Here is a 21,031-nt window from a genome sequence, read left to right as displayed (position 1 = left end):
GTACCTAATGGGTTGAAAAGGCCGGACATTGGAGGCCGGACGTGCGTCAGATGCCGGTCATCGCGCCGCGAGCCGGACAGATCGCCACTGATCGGGTGTGACATGGACGTCGGCCAGGCCGCCGCCCGTCGCCACCAGGATCCGCACCGTCTGACGGAACACCTCGGTCTGTGCCCGGACCGTGTTCTGGCGCGCGAGCAGAACGAGCCGCCGGGCGTTGATCGGCTGGAGGATGGTCTCCCGACCCGCCTGATACCCGGCCTGGCTCAGGGTCAGCGCGTCGTCGGCCGAGGTCAGAGCCTGCCGCTGGTTTTCCAGTTCCGTCGAGGCATTCTTCAGACCGTTCAGACTATCGGCGACTTCTCGGAAGCCATTGATGACCACCGACTGGTAGTGATCGAAAGCGATCCGGTAATCTTCTTCCGCCTGCTTTTTCCGGGCCATGAGGGTTCCGCCATGGAACAGTGGCAGAGCAGCGCCGCCAATCAGGCGCCATGCCGCGCCAGTTGGGCCGCCCATCAGGCCCTCGGCGGCGACGGCCGCGCTGAGGGTCAGGCGCGGATAGAGGTCGGCGGTCCGGACGCCGATTTCGGCATTCGCCGCGCGCATCATGGCTTCGGCGCCGATGATGTCCGGGCGGGCATGAACGAGTTCGGATGGCACCACCACAGGGATGTCCGAAGGAAGGCTGAAATCCGCGAGGACCAAAGTCGGTGCGGTCCAGTTGGCGGGCGAGTGTCCGGTCAGGACGGCCAGTGCCGTTTGCGCGGCTTCATGGGCGTTGATCAGCGGCGGCAGAAGCGACTGGTCGTGCGCCAGTTGCGCTTCGGCGGTCACGACATCCAGCCGGGGCCTCCTGCCCGCCCGCCAGGCGAGTGTCGCCAATCGGAGCGTTTCCCGGTCGGCGTCGATCACACCTCGGATCACGGTGATCTGGTCTGCTGTCGAGGCCGCTTCGAAGGCGGTCAGGACCGTGTCGCCGACCACCAGCAGCATCGTGACATCGCGGTGCTCCCGTTCGGCATCCTTCTGTGCGCCGGCCATCTGGATCAGCCGGTGGTTGCCACCGAAAATATCGGGGTCATAGGAAACGTCGAGACCGGCCGAGTAGGCGGAGAAGGCCGGGAAGGTCCAGGCCCAGGGACCGAATAGGGCGGCCCCGTATTCCTGCCGACCCTCGGTACCGGTGGCATCGATCTGGGGCAGCAGGCTGCCCTGGGCGGCATGGAGACCCTCAGCCGCCTTGCGCAGGTTGGCGTGGGCCGCCTGGATTGACCAGTTGTTCCGGAGTGCCTCGGTGATGAGGGCGTCCAGCCGAGGCGAGCGAAAGAGACGCCACCAGTCGGAACCCGGCTTTCCAGCGGCCTGATACGGGCCGTTGGCTGAAGCAACGGTTGCTGTTTCCGGCCGGGTTTCGCCGAATGTTGCGGCGTCCGGTGGCCGGGGAGCCTTGTAGGTGGGGCCGACTGTGCAGCCTGTGAGGCTCGGCATCAGGGCAACGAGAGCCAGCCCAGCCGCGCGTGACGCCGCGGCGACCTGCTTTGGTCTCTCGGTAGGGAGCAGGAAATTGAGTGGCAAGGCGGCCTCCGGTCGTCATGAACGAGTCTCATTGATACGAACATAGACGTACATACGGATTAAAGGCCAGCCTTATCGAGAAACTGGTTTACGAAGGGGGATCGGAAGCAGCGTTTTCTTGACCCGCTCCCATGATACGCGTACCAATCCACGCATGATCGCACGCCATCCGAAACGCGAGGATATCCGGCTCGACGCCGTGCTGACGGCATTGGGTAATCCCATCCGCCTGGCTGCGGTGCGGACGATCGCCGTGGGCGGCGAACATCCCTGCTGTGATGTGCTGCCGCAGATTCCGAAATCCACCATGACGCATCACTGGCGCGCCTTGCGGGACAGCGGTGTGGTCTGGCAGCGCCATATCGGTCGGGAATACCGTCTTGAGTTGCGGCGCGAGGATCTGGACAGTCGCTTTCCCGGTCTGCTGGACTCCATCCTCGGGCCGCTCACCAGCGACCCGCTAACGCAGGAGACGATCGCCGAATACGACCGCTCCCGTCAGGGCGCGCCTGCCTGACGGGAGCACCTGCGGGACGGCTGTGGCTCAGGGAACACCGGAGCCGGAAGGCGGGATGGCGCATCCCGTGCTGTCGCAGGTCATTCCGGTGGTGGGGTTCTCGGACGCCGTTTCGCGTGCCTCGTTCCATGACTGGTGCAGGGCGGTCAGCAATTGTGCTTTCGGCTGCGCGCCTGAAAGAGCGTAGGTACCGTCGAAGACAAAGAAGGGCACGCCGTGAACGCCGGCCTGCGACGCAAGGGCTTCATCACGCCTGACATCTTCGGCGAAGTCGCTGCCCGCCAGTATGCCGCGCACGGCGTCACCATCAAGACCGACGTCCTGCGCAAGGTCGACAAGCACATCGTGGTCGGCGAGGGGGGAGTTGTCGGTGAAATAGGCCTGGAACAGCCGTTCCGTCATCTCCGCACCGAGACTGTGCTGCTCGGCGAATTTGGTCAGCCGATGCGCGTCGAAGGTGTTGGTGTAGCGGACCGAGGCATAGCGCATGTCGAGACCGCATCTCTCGCCCATGGACGTGATATGGTCGATCATGGCTTGGGCGTCGCTCCGGCTCTTGCCGTATTTCCGCATGATGCGGTCGAGTGTTGTGGTGGTCACTGCCGGACCTGACGTCGGATCGAGTTCGAAGGCCCGGAAGACGATCTCGACTTCGCGGGCATGTTCGAATGCGGCCAGGGCGGCTTCGAGAAACCGCTTGCCGATATAACAGTAGGGGCAGGCATAGTCGGACCAGATTTCGAGTTTCATGACAGCCTCCGCATGCTTGATAATGTACGATTATACCCGTACCATGGTTTCATCAAGCATTACGAACGCCGATGAGGAATGGGAGCAGGGAATGAAGCCGCTGAAAGCGCTGGAGGTCGAAACCGGACAAAATCCCGCCGTGTCGATCATCCTCATTCACGGCCTGGGGGCGAGTGGCCGGGATCTGGTGCCCATTGCCCAGGCGCTCGACCTGCGCTCCATCGGCGCGGTCCGGTTCATTTTTCCCAACGCGCCCGTCCGGCCGGTTTCGGTCTGCGGGGGTGAGCGCATGTCGGCGTGGTATGATCTTCTCGCGCCAAACCTGCTTCTGCGGGAAGATGAGGCAGGGCTCCGTGACGCCCAGGCCTATCTGGCGAGCCTGATCGACCAGGAAGTCGCGCGCGGCATTCCGTCCCGGCGCATCGTGATCGGTGGGTTTTCCCAGGGCTGTGCGATGTCACTGATGACCGGGTTGCGCTATCCGTTGCCCCTGGCGGGAATCGCAGGTCTGTCCGGCTATCTGCCGTTGGCCAGGCAGACCGAACGCGAGGCAACGGAGGCGAACTGCGCGACGCCGGTTTTTCTGGCGCACGGTGAAGGCGACACGGTCGTGCCGCTGGCAGCGGCTCGCCTTGCACGGGACTGGCTGCGTGCCGAGGGGCATGATGTTGCCTGGCATGTGTATCCGATGGCGCATGAGATCGTCGGTGCGGAGATCGCCGATCTCAATGGCTGGTTGGCAGAGCGTCTCGTGTCATGATCGTATCGGTTAAGGGGAGGCGGGGTCGGCGGACCGGCCTGATACCGAATTTTCAGTTTCTAATGATTTTGTCGGGAATGGGGGGGAAACGCGACTGTCTGCTTCACGGCACGAAACACTCGATAGCAGACGCCTCAAGCAATTTAGGTGCGGCCATTGGGCAGCCTTAATCGAGGGGCACAAAGAGGACCCGAAACCGTATTACGGGGTCAAAGACGCCGACCAGCCCCTCGCTTCAGTCAAACGAATTCACCACAGAACAAGGAATTGAATTTCGGAGCCGCTTTGTGAATTGCATTCTAATGGAAAAGCCATAAGCGCTTACCCTACGCTCCTGCCTGCACGTTCTCTTCCCGTTAAAACCTTGATTTGTGGCACCATCGGAGACGACAATGCCCCCACTCTGCCCGCTATTGCGCAAACGCCTCCTGGCTTTGCTCGCCTGCGCCCTCCTCGTGTTCCTTGGGGACAGCCCTGTCCGCGCGGAGTCCCGGACCCCAACACCGACAGAAATCCCCGCAACCGGCACGATCACCCTTGAGACAACCTTAGCCGGCACGAAAGTAACAGCAACGCTGGTAACCGCCATCACGCCGAGCCACTCGGTCCATCTCTGCTCCGGCGGCCGCACGACTTGCTCCCCGATCGAAAAACTATCGCTCACGGTCGGGCCTGCGACTGTATACATCCCTAGATCCGTGGTTGCCTCGCTGAGCGACGTCAACACGGCGAGCGTCTCGGCCTATGGTTGGACCCAGTTCGTCCTAACCCTGAACTGCGGCGACGCGGCAGCAGCAACCCAGGTGCGCATCCGCTTCGACAAAAAGCGCGTCCTCGAGCGCGAGGTCACCGCCAGCGAAGCCGGATTGGTTGCCGAGCGCACGACTTACGAAGATCTAAGCGGCGCTTTCAACTGACCTGAAACATACAAACGGCTTTTGCGATGAATGAACCGCTCCGGGATCCGCGGACACCAATCTGCACCCTCTTAGCACGTCAGCTCTTGGGAGAGGTCGAACCGCACATTGACGTCCGAGATGCGGCGAAAGCAGATGAGAAGGAACTGACACTGCTATGTCCAGCCGGAAACCGTCGTTAATTAGCGATCCTCAGGTCCAGATCGTCTCAATATCCCATTTTGGTAAAAACCCCCCATGAGACGCGCTAGCGAAGGGCATTTCGGGAAAATGGAGCCAGTGATTTTTCATCCGGGTGCTCCAAGACGTATGCGGGTTGATTCTCTTCACTAGGTGACTCGCTGCTGCGGCAGAACCATAGATTTTGCTGCGCTGGACGAAGGCTGACCGTATATGAGCGACCCCGGGCGCTTCAGTAGTCTTGGGCACCTTGGGCTGGTTGACAATTCCCGTGTTCCACAGACGACCATGATGCGCACAGATATTACGCACGAAGGTAAGAGCCTTGACCCAGCTCACTAGCGTGTCGGGCAACAGTCCATACCTTGATGCTATGGCAAATCGGTCACTGAGATGTGACATCTCAAGCAATTTGGATAACGTGCCGAAATCCCAAGCTTCAACCGCCATCCAGATCGGTACCGGCGAGCTGTACGTTGCAGTGAACTCGCGGTACCAATCGTCTCTGGCACGCCCAAGTGTGCGATCGGCGTGAGCCAGCCAGTGTTGGTGGCGGGTCTGTTGGCTATGGTGAGGCACCATATCGGCGCGGTTGGAGTCCAGATAGACACTATCGCGATGAGCCCATGGATTGCGCCGACCAAGTGCGTGCGCGAGATCCACTCTCAATGCGACCTCGATCCTTTCCAGAGCATCGAGGAAGATAAGACGTAGTTTTTTGTCGAACACGTATAGATCGACCGCATGGCGAAACTCAGCGCCACCTTGAAACGCATCCAGCCGCCGCTTCTGGCCCGGGTCACTAGAATCAAAAGCAATTTTTTGAAATGGTTGCCAATATGGCGCCAAGCGACCATAGCCAATCCGCTGCAAGTGTTCGATTGCCTTCGGCTGGTCGGTAACGACCAAGCCGCGATTCATCAAGAGCGTAAGCTGATCCGCGAAATTTAAGTGAGGTTTGGTGTAGGGCGTTAGCATCAGCCCCAATATGAAGAAGGCCGTCCCTTGATGCCAGAGGCAACAGCGGGGACGGCCATGTTGTTTTCAATATATACTTTAAGGTCAAAAATTTCAAGAGGCGTTGACATGCGCAGTCTAGGCTCAACCGAACCTCCCCGAGAGCATCTGAAATCTGCCGTGCGCCACTTCCGCTTTGGGAGAACGTGAAGCTACTCTCCGATGTCCGAAAAGTAGGCGATTATGTTGAAAAACTCCACCTTGCGGTAATTGCTGCCTGCTGATTCAGTATCGTAACAGGTTGGAGGGCGATGCGGATGATGGGCGAGCGGACGGGGATGCAGGAGGCACTGTTCTACGAGTTCAGCCTCGAGCAGCATGTTCCCGAGCGCCACATGCTGCGGCTGATTGACTGCTTTGTGGATCTGGCGGCAGTTCGCAAACACCTGCAGCCATTCTACAGCGACACCGGGCGGCCCTCGATCGACCCGGAACTTCTGATCCGCATGCTGATTATCGGCTACTGTATAGGCATCCGCTCCGAGCGTCGCCTGTGCGAGGAGGTTCACCTGAACCTCGCCTATCGCTGGTTCTGCCGTCTTGGTCTGGACGGTGCAGTGCCGGATCACTCGACGTTTTCCAAGAACCGGCATGGCCGTTTCCGGGAGAGCGACCTGCTTCGGCAGGTTTTCGAGACCACTGTCCGGCGCTGTATCGCCGAGAAACTGGTCGGCGGCAAGAGCTTCGGTGTCGACGCCAGCCTGATCCGGGCCGATGTCGACCGGCAGCGGGCCGTCCCTGGAGACGAGGGACTACCGCCCGATGTCGCTGGCCGCGCGGTGCGGGAATATCTTGAAACGCTGGACGACGCAGCCTTCGGCGGCTCAACGCCTGTCGTGCCGAAGAAGCTGGCGCCGACGGATCCGGCCGCCCGCTTTACAGCCGCCACGCCGGAACGAGCGTTCTTCGCCTACAGCACGAACTACCTGATCGATCTGGACCATGCCGTTATCATGGACGTCGAGGCGACGACCGCCGTACGCCAGGCCGAAATCACTGCCCAGCGACGCATGATCGAGAGGGTGCAAGACAGGTTTGGCATCTGGCCCGCACGCCTGGCAGCCGATCCCGCCTATGGGGATGCGCCGAACCTGGCGTGGCTGGTCGACGAGCGCGGCATTGAGCCACATATCCCGGTGTTCGACAAATCCGCCCGCACCGATGGGACGTTCGCCCGGTCTGATTTCAGGTTTGACCACGAGCATGACCGGTATATCTGCCCGGCCAGCAAGGAACTGCGTCCGTCGCAACGCACGTCCGCGGAGCCTCGCTCACAGGTTGATCAGGATGGGTTCATCCGTTACCGCGCCAGCAAGCACGATTGCGACGGCTGCGAATTTCGACAGCGCTGCACGCCGAATACGCCAGCCCGCAAAATCATGCGCTCGATCCATGAAGGAGCCCGGGATCTGGCCCGCGACCTCGCGTTGACGGACGCCTATGTCACGGCACGTCGACAGCGAAAGAAGGTCGAGATGCTGTTCGCCCATCTCAAACGGATCCTGAAACTGGGCCGCCTGCGATTACGTGGCCCAAACGGCGCTCATGACGAGTTCCTCCTCGCCGCAACCGCCCAGAACCTCCGCAAGATGGCCAAGCTCGTCCCGCCACGGGTGGCGATGGTCGCCGGGTGACGTAAAGAGCCCGATCAGCCTGGTCTCAGGGCCATCCTCATCGCCAACCACGGCGAGGGTTTTTCAACACAATCTAGGCGAAAGCTGACATCCTTCATTGAGCGCGGCCGTACCGGCAGACAGACGATCTGCGCCGCATCGAAATTGCGCCTCTGAGGCGGGCTTCCTGGCCCATCAACTGCCGTTTCACGCGCAACACACCTACTTCCGATAATAGAATCTATCTGAAGTAGGTCAATACAATAAGAACCACACCGAAATGGCATGGAAAGCTGACATCACCGCCAAAACCGGCGTGGTTTGGTTCCGGGATATCTACAACTCAGAGTGCATACGCAGCATCATGCCCCCATATGCCATAGGAATAACCTAGAGCGGTGCTTCCAAACTCTTTTTATGTATCAACAATGTCGACGTTACCCTCTGCCGCGACGGAGCGACGGGTTTGAAGGTGCTACCGGAGCGGTGTGTGGTCGATAAGTCTTATGATTTGATGGCCCACCGACGGCGGATCGCGCATGATTGCGACGACCACGTCGCCTTGTCACGGATCGCTACCTTTGTTGCTAAGGGCGACAATCTTATATGAAAAACGCTCAATCGTAATATTGAGTAAAGTTTGCTACGGCCTTTAGAATAGGTGCGATTTCGGTTCGTTCCATCCAGTCAGGTGAAACGTCGCGGAAAATGATCGTTTTCTCATGATCCACCACATACACCGCAGGTTTAGGGAGGTCCCAGGCGACGGTCCCGTTCAGGGTCAGGGGATCAATCCCTTTTTCGACCGCAGACCTTCGGGAAGGTTCGTCATAGCGATAGGTGATCCCGAGTCTCCTCGCGAGGGACAATCCTTCATCTGAGGCAACCGTGAATGGCAGATGATGCTTGTCACTGATGTCCCGGAGCAGATGTATCGGTTGAGGGGATATCGCAAGCAGCTCAATATTGCGGCGTTTGAGTTCTGGAAATAGGTGATCACGGTAGAATGGCAACGCGATATTGCAGGCCGGGCATCCGGCGAAACGAAAGAAGATGAGAACTGATGGCTCGCTATCTGCTGAAGGATACTGCAGTAGCGTGCCGTCCAGTCTCGTAAGTATGGCATCAGGAAACCGATCCCCGACGCCAGCCCCTTTTGACAAATCATGTTCGCGCACAAGAAGGGAGCGCTGGTCACGATTGATCGTCAGAGCCTCCGCGGGCCAGGATTGTTCCCGCTCGCGCTCAAGGGCCTCGAACCGCTCTGACAGAGAAGGGGTCTTATGGTCTGTTGCGTCGAGGGCTGTGGGGAAATCGCCCATGAGGTCATGCTCCTAAAATGTCTGGAATTTTCCCCTATGGTGTCGGAAGCTTCGTAAAATCCCAACAGAGTTTCGCTCAACCTCTAGTTTGACGTTTCTCATGCGAGCTTCATTCCTGGTTGTCCCGGGTTTCCTGCACCAGCAATTCAGCAAGGTCATCGGCTGCCTCCGAGATACCTCGCCGTTTGAACAGTATTGTCGGAAGGTCGGGCAGACTGGGCAGGCTACCGGAGGCCATGACTGGCAACCCCGCAGCCGCGGCATAGCCGGTTGTCCGAGCGCTGGCACCGAGCCCACTCTTCAGGGCCGCCCTGAGGCCGGGAAGATGGGGCGTCTCGAGCAGGATGCGGTGCTCACGGCCTGCATTCTGCAACGTGGTGAGAACAGCGTTACGAAACTGGCAGGGCGGTTCGAGCAGGACCAGAGGCACTTCGCCGGAATCTGCATGTATCTGATTGCCTAGCCATATCATGCGGGTCTGGGCGACCTCGACAAGTTCCGCATCACCACGTTCAGCATGGCGACCGAAACCGAGCACGATATCGAGCTTGCTGCGGTCGTACAGATCGAGCAGATCCATGGTGCCCCCAACATGCAGACGCAGCCGGGCTCGCGGATGAGCATGGTGGAACCGCGCGAGAGCCCCAGGAAGGATGGTATCCGCGTAGTCCTGGGTCATGCCGAGATGGATCGGCTCAGGGTCGAAGCCCTGACCCATCGATTGAACGATCTGGTCGTTCAAGGCCAGAAACTGTCGCGCCCTCACCAGAAGATCCTCTCCAGCGGCTGTCAGTGTGAGCGCCCGGCCATCACGACGGAAGAGTTTTTGCTGCAGCAGGTCTTCCAGACGTTTCATCTGGAGGCTGAGCGCTGATTGGGTCAGAAAAATCGCTTCCGTCGCCTGTGCCATAGAGCCTGCATCGACGATCGCCACGAAGGACCGGACGAGTTCTGTCGGCATGTTGGTTGCCATGCGTCTTGGCTGACGCTGTGGGGCGGGGGCGGGCGCTTCTAACATCGAACCTCGTTTAACGATATAAAACTGTCTATTTAATATTATTGCGTTGAATGATCGGAAAACTCAATGTGAAATAGGATTACCACGACACAGATTCGGTAAATGGGAGAAGCAGGATGGCTGTCGAGTTCATAGGCTTTGTCGGCAATCGCAACGCGTCGGAAACCATCACGCTCACCGGCGCAAGTTTCGACCCGCTTTATGTCGAGACCGCAGCCAAGATCCACGAAAGCGCTGGTTTTGATCGTGCGCTTTTCGCGCTGCATTCGGACTCGCCCGACAGCTTCACGGTAGCGGCCCATGCCCAGGCTATTGCGCCGAAGCTTGGCCTGCTGATCGCCCACAGGCCAGGCTTTATTGCTCCCACTCTTGCGGCGCGTCAGTTCGCGACGCTCGACCATCTCTCAAACGGGCGTGTCGCCCCCCATATCATTACCGGGGCAAGCGATATCGAATTTCAGGCAGATGGCGATTTTACAACAAAATCGGAACGCTACGCGCGTACCCAGGAATATCTCGACATCATACGTCTCGAATGGGGCTCGGAAGAGCCGTTCGATTATGACGGCCGCTTTTATCGTGTTGCCGGCGGCCGCTCACAGATAAGGCCCCGAAACGCCGCCGGAATACCGGTCTATTTCGGCGGCTCTTCTCCTGAGGCCATAGAAGTGGCGGGGAAGCACGCTGACGTCTATGCACTTTGGGGAGAAAGCTATGCCCAGGTTGCCGAGACCGTTGCCAAGGTCAGGGCAGCGGCGGCTCCCTATGGCCGCTCCCCCCGGTTTTCGCTCTCTCTCAGGCCCATACTTGCCGATACCGAAGACGGCGCCTGGGCCAAGGCCGAGGGTATTCTGGCGAGAGCGCAGGCTCTGCTGAGCAGAACAGGCTTCGGCAGGGAGGATCATATTCATGCAGAAGGTTCGCGCCGTCTTCTGGCGGCGGCAGGCGACAGCCATCGCGCCGACAAGCGCCTGTGGACTGGCATCGCGGCCCTGACGGGGGCGAAAGGGAATTCCACCTCGCTTGTGGGCACACCAGATCAGGTGGCTGATGCGCTGCTCGATTACCACCGTCTGGGCATTTCCACGTTTCTGATACGCGGCTTTGATCCCTTGCCCGATGCGCTTTCTTACGGCAGCGATCTCATACCGCGGGTCAAGGCGTTGATTGCCCGTGAAGAGGCCCAGGCGGCACAGATTTCCGCCAGCAAGGCCGCGTGAGATGAGCCAGGTTCTGGAACGTGTTTCGCCAGGAGGGTCACTTGAGGCGAGGCCGATACTGGTTCTCAACCAGATCGGCCTCGATCTGACCGACGCCGTCGGCCTCCTTCCCCGGGCAGTGTTCCGTTCGGCGTCTCGGGAGGAAGCGCCCTGGCAGGTGGGTGATGCGACCATTCTCGTGACAGGCCCGTCAGCTGCATGGCGTCAGGCGCCCGCCACGCCACCCGAAGGATGGCCATTCAATCTCGAATGGGTCCAGATTGCCTCATCAGGGGTCGACGGCTTTCCCGCCTGGCTTTTCGATGTTCCAGAAGTCACGACGGGTCGTGGTGTGACGGCCGAAGCGATTGCCGATTATGTTCTGGCAGCAATCCTTGATGACGTGAAAAATCTGCCTTCGCGCCAGGCCCATGGACCCGAAGACTACGCGTCTGCGGATGCACTCAAACCGCTCGGTACGCTGGATGGGAAGGTATTGGGGCTGGCCGGGTTCGGCGCCATAGGGGGTGCTGTCGCAAGGCGTGCGGAAGCCTTCGGAGTGGAATTGCGTGTCTGCCGAAAGTCACGTCAGGCTGAATTGCCCGGTATCGCCTCGGTGGACAGTCTGCCTGATCTGCTTGCTGCTAGCGACATCGTGGTGCTGGCCCTGCCGCTCGATGACGAAACGCGGCATTGCGTTGACCGGCGCGCCTTGTCCCGCGCGAAGCCTGCCCTCCATCTGATCAATGTCGCCAGAGGGGGGCTGATCGATCAAGAAGCCCTTATCGAGGCGCTCTCGAGCGGGATCGTGCGTCTGGCAACACTGGATGTGACCGAGCCAGAGCCACTCCCGGCCGGACATGCTTTCTACAGCCATCCCTCTATCCGTCTGACACCGCATATTGCCTGGTCCGGAGGGCAGGGGCGTGCACGGCTCGCAGCCCTGATTACCGGAAATATCCGAAATTTTCTCGTCGGCGAGCCTCTCGTGAACCGTATCGAGAGCCCGTCGAAAATCGCAGATCCGTTACGCGTCTAATCTGAAAGTCCTGATGATGAGTGTTCTTGCTCCCGAAAAGACAGCACCTGCCCGCGTTATCCGTCTCAGGCCTCGCCCTGAGCCTCAGAGCTTTGAGGAGGAGCGGCTGCACCGCAAGCAACGGCTTGCAGCGACGTTTCGGCTATTTGGCCGATATGGTTTCGATCAGGGGCTGGCCGGGCATGTGACGGCGCGCGATCCTGAGTTTCCAGATCGGTTCTGGATTAATCCGCTTGCGGTTCATTTCTCGCAGATCAAGGTTTCGGACCTTCAACTGGTCGATCATGAAGGGAATATCCTGATCGGAGACAAACCGATCAATCAGGCGGGATTTACCATTCACTCGGCCATTCATCGCGAACGGCCTGATGTGATCGCTGCCGCGCATACACACTCGACCTATGGCAAGGCATTTTCCACCCTCGGGATCGAAATTGCCCCACTGACACAGGATGCCTGCGCCTTTTATGAAGATCACGCGGTTTTCGACCCTTTTTCAGGCGTCGTTCTGAATGATGATGAGGGCGATCGTCTGGCGCGTACTCTTGGCCAGCGAAAGGCGCTCATTTTGCAGAACCACGGCCTTTTGACTGTCGGACCGACTGTTGAAGCAGCCGCATGGTGGTTTCTCGCCATGGATAATGCCGCCCAGACACAACTGCTCGCTCAGGCGGCGGGGGAAACGCGACCTATCGCTCCCAATATCGCCCGTCTGACCGCGAGCCAGGTCGGTACACATCAGGGTGGATATTATTCTTTCCAGCCTCTCTGGGACTGGATTACCGCCGTAGAGCCCGAACTTCTGGATTGAGCCCTTCAATGACGAGCATCACCCCTTTGCGGGAATTTGTGGAAGCGTTCACGGCCCTCATTGATCGCGATGAGGGTCAGGAACGTATTCTGGACCAGGGTGCCGTGCTCCTGCGCGCTCTGATTGCGCATGATCGCTGGTTACCGGAGCAGTTCGCTCGTCCTGACCCTGAACGCTATAGCCAGTATCTGCTACACGCCGATCCTTACGGGCGTTTCTCGGTGGTAAGTTTCGTCTGGGGGCCGGGGCAGACGACGCCGCTGCACGACCATCGCGTCTGGGGGCTGATCGGCATTCTGCGTGGGCGCGAGCGAGAGGAAAGCTACTCTCGTACTGAAGCAGGTTTCGAGCGTGAAGGGGAAGAGATCCTCGAGCCCGGCCATGTCGGACTCCTGCGCCCTGGTGAGCGCGATTATCATCGGGTCTCGAATGCGCTTACCGATGAGACCTCGCTCTCCATCCATGTCTACGGGGCCAATATCGGCGCTGTCGCGCGCGCCACCTATGACATCGAAACCGGGCAGGAAAGAATCTTCATCTCCGGCTACTCGTCCAATGTTGTGCCCAATCTGTGGGATCTTACGAAATGACCAGAACCATATCGTCCGAGCTTGTGCGGGCATCCTTGCGCGAGGGGCGCGAAATCGCGCTGATCGATCTGCGCGAAGAGGGGCCGTTTTCAAGCGCTCATCCGCTTTTTGCGGTCAGCATACCACTCAGCAGGCTCGATCTTGAAATCAAACGCCTCGTACCGAGGGGTGATGCGCCGATCGTGGTCTATGATGACGGAGAAGGCTATGTCGCCCGGGCTCTGCCGCTTCTTGCGGCGCTGGGCTATGGCAATGTTGCGTCGCTTGAAGGCGGCCTCGCTGGCTGGCGTGAGAGTGGCGGCGAGATCTTCATTGACGTGAACGTGCCATCCAAGGCTTTTGGCGAGCTTGTTGAGCATGAACGTCAGACGCCCTCACTTCCTGCAGAAGAGCTGGAGAAGCGCATCGCAGAGGGCGAGAATATCGTAATTCTCGATGCGCGGCGTTTCAGCGAATATGAAGTCATGTCCATTCCCGGCGGACGCAGCGTTCCGGGTGGAGATCTCGCGTACAGGGCACGTGATAATGCGCCGTCTCCTGATACCACCATCGTGGTCAATTGTGCCGGGCGCACACGGTCTATCATAGGCGCGCAATCGCTCGTCAATGCGGCCCTGCCGAACCCCGTTTATGCCTTGCGTAATGGAACGATCGGCTGGACTCTCGCCGGGTTCGACGTTGCGCGCGGCCAGCATGAAGCGGGCGCCCCGGCAAGCGCAGATCATGTGGCTCTGGCCCGGAAGCGGGCTGAAGAACTGGCTGATGCGACCGGTGTCAGAACGCTCACGCCAGCAGAATTTCTTGCGTTGCAGGCGGACAGAACGCGCACGCTTTATCGTCTCGATGTGCGTTTGCTGGAGGAATATGGGGCGGGGCATCTTCAGGGCTTTGCCTCCGCGCCGGGTGGTCAGCTGATACAGGCGACGGATGAGTGGATTGCCGTGCGTCACGGCACGATCGTGTTGAGCGATGATGACGGCGTAAGGGCGCGCATGGCCGGACACTGGCTGCGTCAACTCGGATGGAACGAGGTCTATGTGCTGGCCGAGTGGGGAGATCTCGAGCAGGAGACCAGGGCCGGTGCCCAGGATGTCTGGCCAGACGGTTTGTCTCCCAGTATCCGCGCCGTGTCGCCGCGATCCTATGCCAGTGAGGCTGAAAAGCCTCTTCTCGTCGATCTGGCGACGACCCCGGTCTATCGGAAAGGGCATATCCCGGGCGCGGTGTTCGCGACACGGGCGGAGCTTGCAACGCAGCTCAAGGCACGGGAAATCAGGAAAATTGTCCTGACCTCTCCTGATGGTCGTCTGGCCGCGCTCGCCGCACCGGAACTCGCTGCGCTCGGCATCGATGTGCGTGTGTTGCAGGGCGGTACGGAAGCCTGGCGTGCCGAGGGGTTTACCCTTGAGGCGGGACTTGATGAGGCACGCGCCCTGACTTCAACCGACGATGTTTATAAACGCCCCTATGAGGGAACAGATAACGGCGCTGCAGCGATGCAGGCCTATCTAGACTGGGAGTTCGGTCTTATCGCGCAGCTTGAGCGCGATGGGACGCATAATTTTCGCGTGCTGGGTCCGATCTGACCCGGTCGCGATAGACCGAGACGGACTGACGCCAGCCCGATTCAGTCGGAGTGGCGTTTTTGTGTTGTCAGCCTGAGGGCGGGTCACCCGTTCAGGAGGGCGCTCAAGGCCGGCGTGAATACCGAGGCAAGGTTCGGGTTGGGGGGCAGGGCGCCAGCGCCACCGAGGGTTCGGGCGACCTCCGACGCTGTGGCGATATCAGATGGCTTCCATGGTCGCGTGTGATAGGCGCGGTTCATGTGATTAAGATAGGAGAGGACAAGCGGTTCGGGCACATGCACGTCTGGTGCGACGGCGCGTGCCCAGCGAGGTTTGTCGGCATTGAGCTGCGAATACGCCTTGCCAAGGCGGTTGACGTAATCGGCCGAGGCGGTCTTGAATCCTGTATCGCCGAGGCGCTGCGGATTGATGCCGATGAAGTAATGGCCAGACAGGATATCCTCTGCACTCTCAAGGATACGGGCGCTGTTATCCGCCTCGAGGATTTCGATTGCATAGCCATAGGTCGCCCAGGCGTCGAGACTGCCGGATTTCAACGCCGTCAGACCCTCACTCATGCCAAGCGTGACGGGGGTGATATCGGCCAGCGTCATATTATGCTGTGCGAGCATTTTGAGCAGAAAATACTGCGTGGTGGTCGAGCGGATATAGCCTACGCGCTTGCCCCGCAGATCGCTGAAGTTCTTGAGCGGTGATCGGGTCGGGACCAGAACTGCCTGGTTCGTGGTTGGCCCTTCAAGTGTTGCAGCCACTGCGACACGCGCGCCGCTCGACGCCGCAAACACCATCGGGATCTCACTCCACGCACCGAGATCGATTGCATCGGCATCGATGGCGCGGGCGATCAGATTGCCGGAGTTGAACTCGCTGAAAACGACCCTGTATGGGAAGTCATCAAGCCCCGTGGTCCGCAGCAGGGTTTGATCGGCGCCACGAAACGTCGCTACGCGCAGCGTGACCTGAGACAGATCATCGGCAAAGCTGCGCGGTGGAAGAAATGTCGCGGCGGGGATGCTGGCCAGCAAGGCTCTCCTGGAGAGTTTCATACGGGTCTGTCCTGTTGCAGGGCCGCGCGACCGGCGGCGGAAAGAGCGATATCGGCCTGTGGTGTATGAATACGGGCACACAAAACATTGCGGTAATGGCGCTCGAGCGGGTTATCCCTCGTGAGGGCGGGATTGCCGATTGCAGCGACGCAGCGCTCCACCGCCCTGATCGCATTTTCAGTCACGATATGCTTGGTGAGATTGGCCTCTGTGGCAGTCGCCTCGCGCCGCTCCTGACGGGTGATCTGATGGGCAATGAGGGCCTCGTTACTGAGCAGAAGGGCCTCGATTTCGCCCGCGATTTCATGAAAGCGCGGCAGTGTGGCGAGGCTCTGACCAAGATTGGCTGGTATGCGATTGTCCAGAAAACCGTGGAACCACTCGACTGCGGCTCTCGCCACCCCATCATAAAGGGCGGCAATCACCACGCCGTGCCATGCGGCCAGATCGTCCCCATGGCCTTTCCAGGCATCAGGCGCGCGCAGATCAAGCAGGTGATCATCAGGCACCGATACAGTCGCGAAGGAGATCGTATGGCTGCCGGTAGCGCGCATGCCGAGATGGTTCCAGCTCGGCTCAATCGAGACGCCATCCTGGTCGAGGGGCACCAGCACATGGCCGACCCGGGGATGGGCCTCGTCGGTGGCAGCCCAGACGATCCCCCAACGCAGCGCGGTTGATCCGGTCGAATAGATCTTGCTGCCCGTAAGCACCCAAGACCCATTCTGGCGTCGCAGAACCGTGGCCGGAAGGCCGCCTCGTGCCGGAGTTCCGAGCGCTGGCTCGACACGCAATGCGTTGACAAGCGCTCCCGTTCTGACTGCTTCTTCAGAAATCAGCCGAAGGGTGTTCTCAGGCCATTGCGCCGATGCGGCACCGGCATGTTGCAGATATTGCATCGAGAGAATCAGAGCCGTTGACGGGTCTCCTTTCGCGATGGCCGAGATAACACGCGTCACATCACGCAACCCTGCGCCTTTTCCGCCAAATTCGGGCCGAACCGTCAGGGCTAGGAGCCCTGCCTCGCGCAGATCGGCCAGATTGGTAGTGCAGATTTCTGCCGACTGATCATGAGTGGCTGCGCGACGGGCGAAAGCCGATGCGAGTGTCTCGAGCAGGGGGGCGGAAACCGTCATCTGTATTACTTCCTCTGGGCCTTATTTCTGGACCGGGCCTCTGTATCGGGTCTTTTTTATGCACCGCTCCCCGGGAAACAAAATGAGGAACGGTCATGGATCATATTTCACTATTGAATGTTGTTGTTTGTTGAAATATACAATCGTTGCACAATAAATACGAGGCCTATCATTTCGGAGAGCCTCGATGACCCCGCCTGCACGACACGTCGCCCCTGCTTCTGCGCGGATAGGACAGACAGCCCTGTTTCGTCTGCTGCTCTGCACGAGCACTTCTGCGGCACTTGTCTGCAGCCTTGCGGCCACGGCTCACGGAGCGACGCGAACCCAGTCCGGCAGTCAGGCTGGCCTGCTGTCACTCAATGACAAGCACCAGACCCGCAGGAAGGCGGATACAGCGCTCAGAAAACCCGCTGCGGTAAAACCCCGGCAACAGGGAAGTCACCTTCCTGCGGGAAGTGAAACGCTGGTTGTAAGCGCGCCGTCGCGTGCCGATCATCTGGTCAATCAGGCGCAGAAGACGGCGCAATCCATTTCCGTGCTGACAGGTGACAGGCTTCGCGCGCTGGGCGTGACCGATATGCGCCAGATCAGCAATCTGACCCCCAATCTCTACCAGCCGCGTGCCTCAGTCGGTTATTCGGCCACGAATTACTTCATTCGCGGTATCGGAGAACTGGACCCTCAGGGTGAGCCATCGGTCGGGACCTATATCGACGGCGTCTATCTGCCACGCACACTCGGCACAATGCAGGAATTGCTTGATATCGAGGCTATTGCCATCAGCCGTGGTCCGGTTGGTTTCACCGAAGGCCATCAGGCCGAAGGGGGCGCCGTGCGTATCACGACGGAAGTGCCGACCAACCGCACCCATGTTTCGGCGCTTGCGGGTTATGGTTCTTATAATGAATATCGCCTGAGCGTGGCTGCCAGCCGTGCTCTGCTCAAAGACAAGATTTATGCCAGTATCGCGCTGAACCATCATGGTCGTGGCAGCATCGACCATAACTACACGCTCAATCGTGGTGAGAATAATATTGATTACAGCCAGGGGCGTGGCAAGCTACGATTTACGCCTAGCGAACGGCTCGATATCACCCTGACTTTCGATGGCACGATCGATAACAGCACCAATCGCGGTTATGGCAATCTGCTGAACCCCTATCGCTATGGCCTGTATTCGCGCATCTATCCGAAAAACAATTACAACGAGGCCGGATTTACAGGGAACATCAATTACATCCTCGACTCCCATCTGACGCTGCATGGCACCACCGGCATACGCGGCTATGACATGAAGGGAGATTACGATAATTTCGGTGACACCTATATCCGTGCTTCGCAGCTTCTGTCCTATCGTGACCGCGCCTACTCGCAGGATGTGCATCTCAAGGGCGATTATGGCCGCTTTTCCTTCACCACAGGCGCATTTTTCTTTTACGAAGACTGGTTTACGCAACGTCGGGCCAATAACGCCGCAGGGACACAGACCAATAATCCGGCGCTGATACGATATCAGCCGGTTTATGCCGTGATCGATCAGCTTACCCGCAACTGGGCGGTTTACGGTGAGGCGCATTATCGCATCACCCCGACGCTGACGGCCACGGCCGGGCTGCGCTTCAACTGGGAGAATCACTCGAATTCCGAGCAGCTTTCCTATCTCGTTGCAGCGTCTCCCTATACCCAAGGCGTCGCCAATAATCTGCAGACACTCTATTCCGCGACACCGGGCCAGCAGGCCTGGAGCGCCGGTGTGACCCGCAGCTGGACGCAGCTACTGCCGAAGGGGGCGCTGACCTGGCAGGCGACATCGCGGCTCATGCCCTACGTCTCTATTTCACAGGGGAGCAAATCCGGCGGCTTCGACTATCGAGCGCAGACGCCCACCGCACTCGGCAGATTGCAGGCCCTGTTGCCCTATAAACCGGAAATCCTGACCACCTATGAAATCGGTGCGAAGACGAGACCGATACCCGGTATCCTGACCGCGAATGCCGATATCTTCTACAACGATTTTCAGAACATTCAGGTGACCACACTCGACCCTGCCTCAGGCCTGACGAGACGCTACAATGCGGGCAAGGGTCACTCTGTCGGCGCCGAGTTCGAGACAACGGCGCAGGTCACGAAAGGCTGGGAGATTAACGGCACGGCATCCTGGCTGTTTGCCCAGCTCGACAGCTTCGCCGGTACTTTCAGCCAGACACGACTGGCTAATGGGCAGACGCTCAACGGCACGCCGCGCGCGGGTGGCCCGCTGCCCTATTCGCCCCGTTTTCAGATGCATGCAGGCACGAGTTACAGCTTCGCGGTGCCTCGCCTGCCCGGTGCCTGGCGGGTCGGGGCAGATATTGCCTATCAATCGAGCCTCTTCACCGATGCGTTGACCAACGCCCAGACACGCCTGCCAGCCCAGACCTATGTCAACGCAATTGCTGCCTGGACGAGCGCCAACCACCGATGGACGGTGACAGTCAATGGCCGCAATCTGCTGGACCATCGCTATCCTCAGACCCTCAGCTTCGTGCAGGGGGGAGGCGTGCCGGTTTATTATGCGGCGGCTTTCAACGATCCGCGCACGATTTACGGTTCCGTCGAATTTCGTCTTTGATGAGGGATCACGCGTCAAAACCTGCATTCATTGGAAAAACTGAAGTAGCTTAACACCCTAACTCGTTTGTCCTGATGTTGAATTGGCGCTCGGATGACGTCGCATCCTTTTGCGGAGTCAGGATCCATGTCGGTCAAATTCATCGGATATATCGGGTTCAACAACAGTTCGGAGGTTGATCAGGGCACGCGTAACCGTGCCCTCGACCTCGATTACGTGCGTAGTGCCCTGCGTGTGCAGGAAGAAGGGGGATTTGATCGGGTTCTCATCCCGTTCGGTTCCAACACGCCGGAGAGCCAGATCGTGGCGGCTTATGGCGCCGCCCTTACCACAAGGCTTGGTTTTCTCGTGGCTCATCGCCCCGGCTTCACGCAGCCTACACTGGCGGCGCGGCAGCTCGCGACACTTGACCAACTCTCCAACGGGCGCGTAGCCGTTCATATCATCACCGGTGGCGCGGATGAGGAAATGGCCCGTGACGGCGATGTCGGCACGACCAAAGCCGAACGTTATGCGCGCAGTGATGAATATCTCGATGTTCTTCGTCAGGAATGGCAGGCTGACGCGCCCTTCAATCATGACGGACGTTTTTACCGGATACGCAAGGCGCAGAGCGCCATAAAGCCAGAGCATTTACCCGTATTTTTCGGTGGAACGTCCCCGGAAGCCATCGAAGTGGCGGGGCGTCATGCCGATGTCTACGCAACTTGGGGAGAAACATTGTCTGCCACCCGGGAGACGATTACCCGAGTCCGGGCCTCGGCTGCCCGTTATGGACGCTCGCCGGGGTTTTCGCTGTCGCTCAGACCGGTCATTGCCGCCACAGAGGAGGAAGCCTGGCGCAAGGCCGCGTCGATCGTTGAGCGCGTGCGCGAAGCCCGCATTCGCCAGGGCTTGCCGATCCGCGATCATGCGCCGCCCAATGATGGCTCACGCCGTCTGCTGGAAACGGCTTCTGCTCTGCGTCAGGATGAGAGGCTCTGGACCGGCGTTGCCCAATTGACGGGGGCGGCTGGCAATTCCACCGGGCTGGTCGGCACGCCTGAGCAAGTAGCTGAATCCATGCTCGAATATTATCGTCTGGGCGTCGATCATTTCCTCATCCGCGGCTTTGACCCCCTTGGCGATGCTGAGCTTTATGGGCGTGAGCTTCTTCCGATCGTGCGGGAAAAGATCGCGGCCTATGACGCGCTGCAATCGGTGCAAGCCAGCTAGATGTTTGGTCCCGGGTTTTGATGGTGCGGGTTTTGCGTGAATCTTGATGGCTCGTGCTGCCATTGCTGGCAAACGAATTCGTATGGCGTGAGGCCCCGGAGCGTCTTCAGTCGACGTGCGAAA

18 protein-coding genes and 1 pseudogene are annotated in these 21,031 nt (G+C 59.4%); 11 read left to right on the top strand and 8 right to left on the bottom strand.

The window, feature by feature from the left end; all coding sequences use genetic code 11:
- Nucleotides 1–57: 57 nt before the first annotated feature.
- Nucleotides 58–1,578, bottom strand: a complete 1,521-nt coding sequence (locus F3J08_RS15640) for an efflux transporter outer membrane subunit (RefSeq protein ID WP_166931396.1) — start codon at nucleotides 1,576–1,578, stop codon at nucleotides 58–60.
- A 118-nt stretch (nucleotides 1,579–1,696) separates the two neighbouring features.
- On the opposite strand from F3J08_RS15640, the gene F3J08_RS15635 reads away from it, so the two are divergent.
- A complete protein-coding gene (locus F3J08_RS15635) occupies nucleotides 1,697–2,095 on the top strand; it encodes a helix-turn-helix transcriptional regulator (protein ID WP_240149403.1) in 399 nt (132 codons plus the stop codon).
- Nucleotides 2,096–2,122: 27 nt separating this feature from the next.
- On the opposite strand, the gene F3J08_RS15630 is transcribed toward F3J08_RS15635, so the two are convergent.
- Complete coding sequence (locus F3J08_RS15630) at nucleotides 2,123–2,845, bottom strand: DsbA family oxidoreductase (RefSeq protein WP_166931394.1); 723 nt, start codon at nucleotides 2,843–2,845, stop codon at nucleotides 2,123–2,125.
- A gap of 91 nt (nucleotides 2,846–2,936) precedes the next feature.
- On the opposite strand from F3J08_RS15630, the gene F3J08_RS15625 reads away from it, so the two are divergent.
- Entirely contained in the window at nucleotides 2,937–3,605 is a 669-nt protein-coding gene (locus tag F3J08_RS15625; RefSeq protein WP_166931391.1) for an alpha/beta hydrolase, read from the top strand.
- Nucleotides 3,606–4,303: 698 nt separating this feature from the next.
- Nucleotides 4,304–4,522, top strand: coding sequence for a hypothetical protein (locus F3J08_RS15620; protein WP_166931389.1), 219 nt, complete (start codon nucleotides 4,304–4,306; stop codon nucleotides 4,520–4,522).
- A gap of 192 nt (nucleotides 4,523–4,714) precedes the next feature.
- Here the strand turns inward: F3J08_RS15620 and F3J08_RS15615 are convergent, their stop codons facing one another.
- A complete protein-coding gene (locus tag F3J08_RS15615) occupies nucleotides 4,715–5,611 on the bottom strand; it encodes an Abi family protein (RefSeq protein WP_240149402.1) in 897 nt (298 codons plus the stop codon).
- 365 nt (nucleotides 5,612–5,976) lie between these two features.
- On the opposite strand from F3J08_RS15615, the gene F3J08_RS15610 reads away from it, so the two are divergent.
- Complete coding sequence (locus tag F3J08_RS15610) at nucleotides 5,977–7,353, top strand: transposase (RefSeq protein WP_166931404.1); 1,377 nt, start codon at nucleotides 5,977–5,979, stop codon at nucleotides 7,351–7,353.
- A 596-nt stretch (nucleotides 7,354–7,949) separates the two neighbouring features.
- Here F3J08_RS15610 and F3J08_RS15605 read toward each other — a convergent pair.
- Both F3J08_RS15605 and F3J08_RS15600 read right to left on the bottom strand, forming a co-directional pair.
- Nucleotides 7,950–8,654: a peroxiredoxin-like family protein gene (locus F3J08_RS15605; protein ID WP_166931383.1), complete on the bottom strand. Its 705-nt coding sequence runs from the start codon at nucleotides 8,652–8,654 to the stop codon at nucleotides 7,950–7,952.
- A 109-nt stretch (nucleotides 8,655–8,763) separates the two neighbouring features.
- Complete coding sequence (locus tag F3J08_RS15600; protein ID WP_166931380.1) at nucleotides 8,764–9,672, bottom strand: LysR substrate-binding domain-containing protein; 909 nt, start codon at nucleotides 9,670–9,672, stop codon at nucleotides 8,764–8,766.
- 116 nt (nucleotides 9,673–9,788) lie between these two features.
- On the opposite strand from F3J08_RS15600, the gene F3J08_RS15595 reads away from it, so the two are divergent.
- Genes F3J08_RS15595 through F3J08_RS15575 form a run of 5 tightly spaced genes read left to right on the top strand, consistent with a single transcriptional unit; the run spans nucleotide 9,789 to nucleotide 14,897 of the window.
- A complete protein-coding gene (locus F3J08_RS15595) occupies nucleotides 9,789–10,892 on the top strand; it encodes an LLM class flavin-dependent oxidoreductase (RefSeq protein ID WP_166931378.1) in 1,104 nt (367 codons plus the stop codon).
- Between the two features lies 1 nt (nucleotide 10,893).
- The gene (locus tag F3J08_RS15590) at nucleotides 10,894–11,910 is read left to right on the top strand and encodes an NAD(P)-dependent oxidoreductase (protein ID WP_166931375.1); all 1,017 of its coding nucleotides are present in this window, start codon (nucleotides 10,894–10,896) and stop codon (nucleotides 11,908–11,910) included.
- A gap of 13 nt (nucleotides 11,911–11,923) precedes the next feature.
- Entirely contained in the window at nucleotides 11,924–12,721 is a 798-nt protein-coding gene (locus F3J08_RS15585; RefSeq protein WP_166931372.1) for a class II aldolase/adducin family protein, read from the top strand.
- 8 nt (nucleotides 12,722–12,729) lie between these two features.
- Nucleotides 12,730–13,311 carry a cysteine dioxygenase gene (locus F3J08_RS15580; RefSeq protein WP_166931369.1) on the top strand — a complete coding sequence of 194 codons (582 nt, stop codon included), beginning with the start codon at nucleotides 12,730–12,732 and terminating at the stop codon, nucleotides 13,309–13,311.
- A complete protein-coding gene (locus F3J08_RS15575) occupies nucleotides 13,308–14,897 on the top strand; it encodes a rhodanese-like domain-containing protein (protein WP_166931366.1) in 1,590 nt (529 codons plus the stop codon). Before F3J08_RS15580 ends, F3J08_RS15575 begins: the two co-directional genes overlap by 4 nt.
- Nucleotides 14,898–14,980: 83 nt before the next feature.
- Here F3J08_RS15575 and F3J08_RS15570 read toward each other — a convergent pair whose 3' ends face one another.
- Nucleotides 14,981–15,943, bottom strand: a complete 963-nt coding sequence (locus tag F3J08_RS15570; protein ID WP_166931363.1) for an ABC transporter substrate-binding protein — start codon at nucleotides 15,941–15,943, stop codon at nucleotides 14,981–14,983.
- Nucleotides 15,940–17,079, bottom strand: a complete 1,140-nt coding sequence (locus tag F3J08_RS15565) for an acyl-CoA dehydrogenase family protein (RefSeq protein ID WP_166931361.1) — start codon at nucleotides 17,077–17,079, stop codon at nucleotides 15,940–15,942. The genes F3J08_RS15570 and F3J08_RS15565 overlap by 4 nt, the downstream gene beginning before the upstream one ends.
- 187 nt (nucleotides 17,080–17,266) lie before the next feature.
- Here F3J08_RS15565 and F3J08_RS15560 point away from each other — a divergent pair, with 187 nt between their 5' ends.
- Complete coding sequence (locus tag F3J08_RS15560) at nucleotides 17,267–19,693, top strand: TonB-dependent receptor (protein ID WP_166931358.1); 2,427 nt, start codon at nucleotides 17,267–17,269, stop codon at nucleotides 19,691–19,693.
- A 126-nt stretch (nucleotides 19,694–19,819) separates the two neighbouring features.
- Nucleotides 19,820–20,908 (top strand): LLM class flavin-dependent oxidoreductase, encoded by a 1,089-nt coding sequence (locus tag F3J08_RS15555; RefSeq protein ID WP_166931356.1) that lies wholly within the window; start codon nucleotides 19,820–19,822, stop codon nucleotides 20,906–20,908.
- Here F3J08_RS15555 and F3J08_RS15550 read toward each other — a convergent pair.
- Nucleotides 20,905–21,031 (bottom strand): annotated as a pseudogene (locus F3J08_RS15550) (IS481 family transposase); the annotation flags it as partial. The gene F3J08_RS15555 and the pseudogene F3J08_RS15550 overlap by 4 nt on opposite strands.

This window comes from Asaia sp. As-1742, assembly GCF_011753235.1.
Lineage (GTDB): Bacteria > Pseudomonadota > Alphaproteobacteria > Acetobacterales > Acetobacteraceae > Asaia > Asaia bogorensis_B.
The sequence above is the reverse complement of the archived record's forward strand: the minus strand, read 5'-3'. Positions and strand labels throughout refer to the sequence as shown.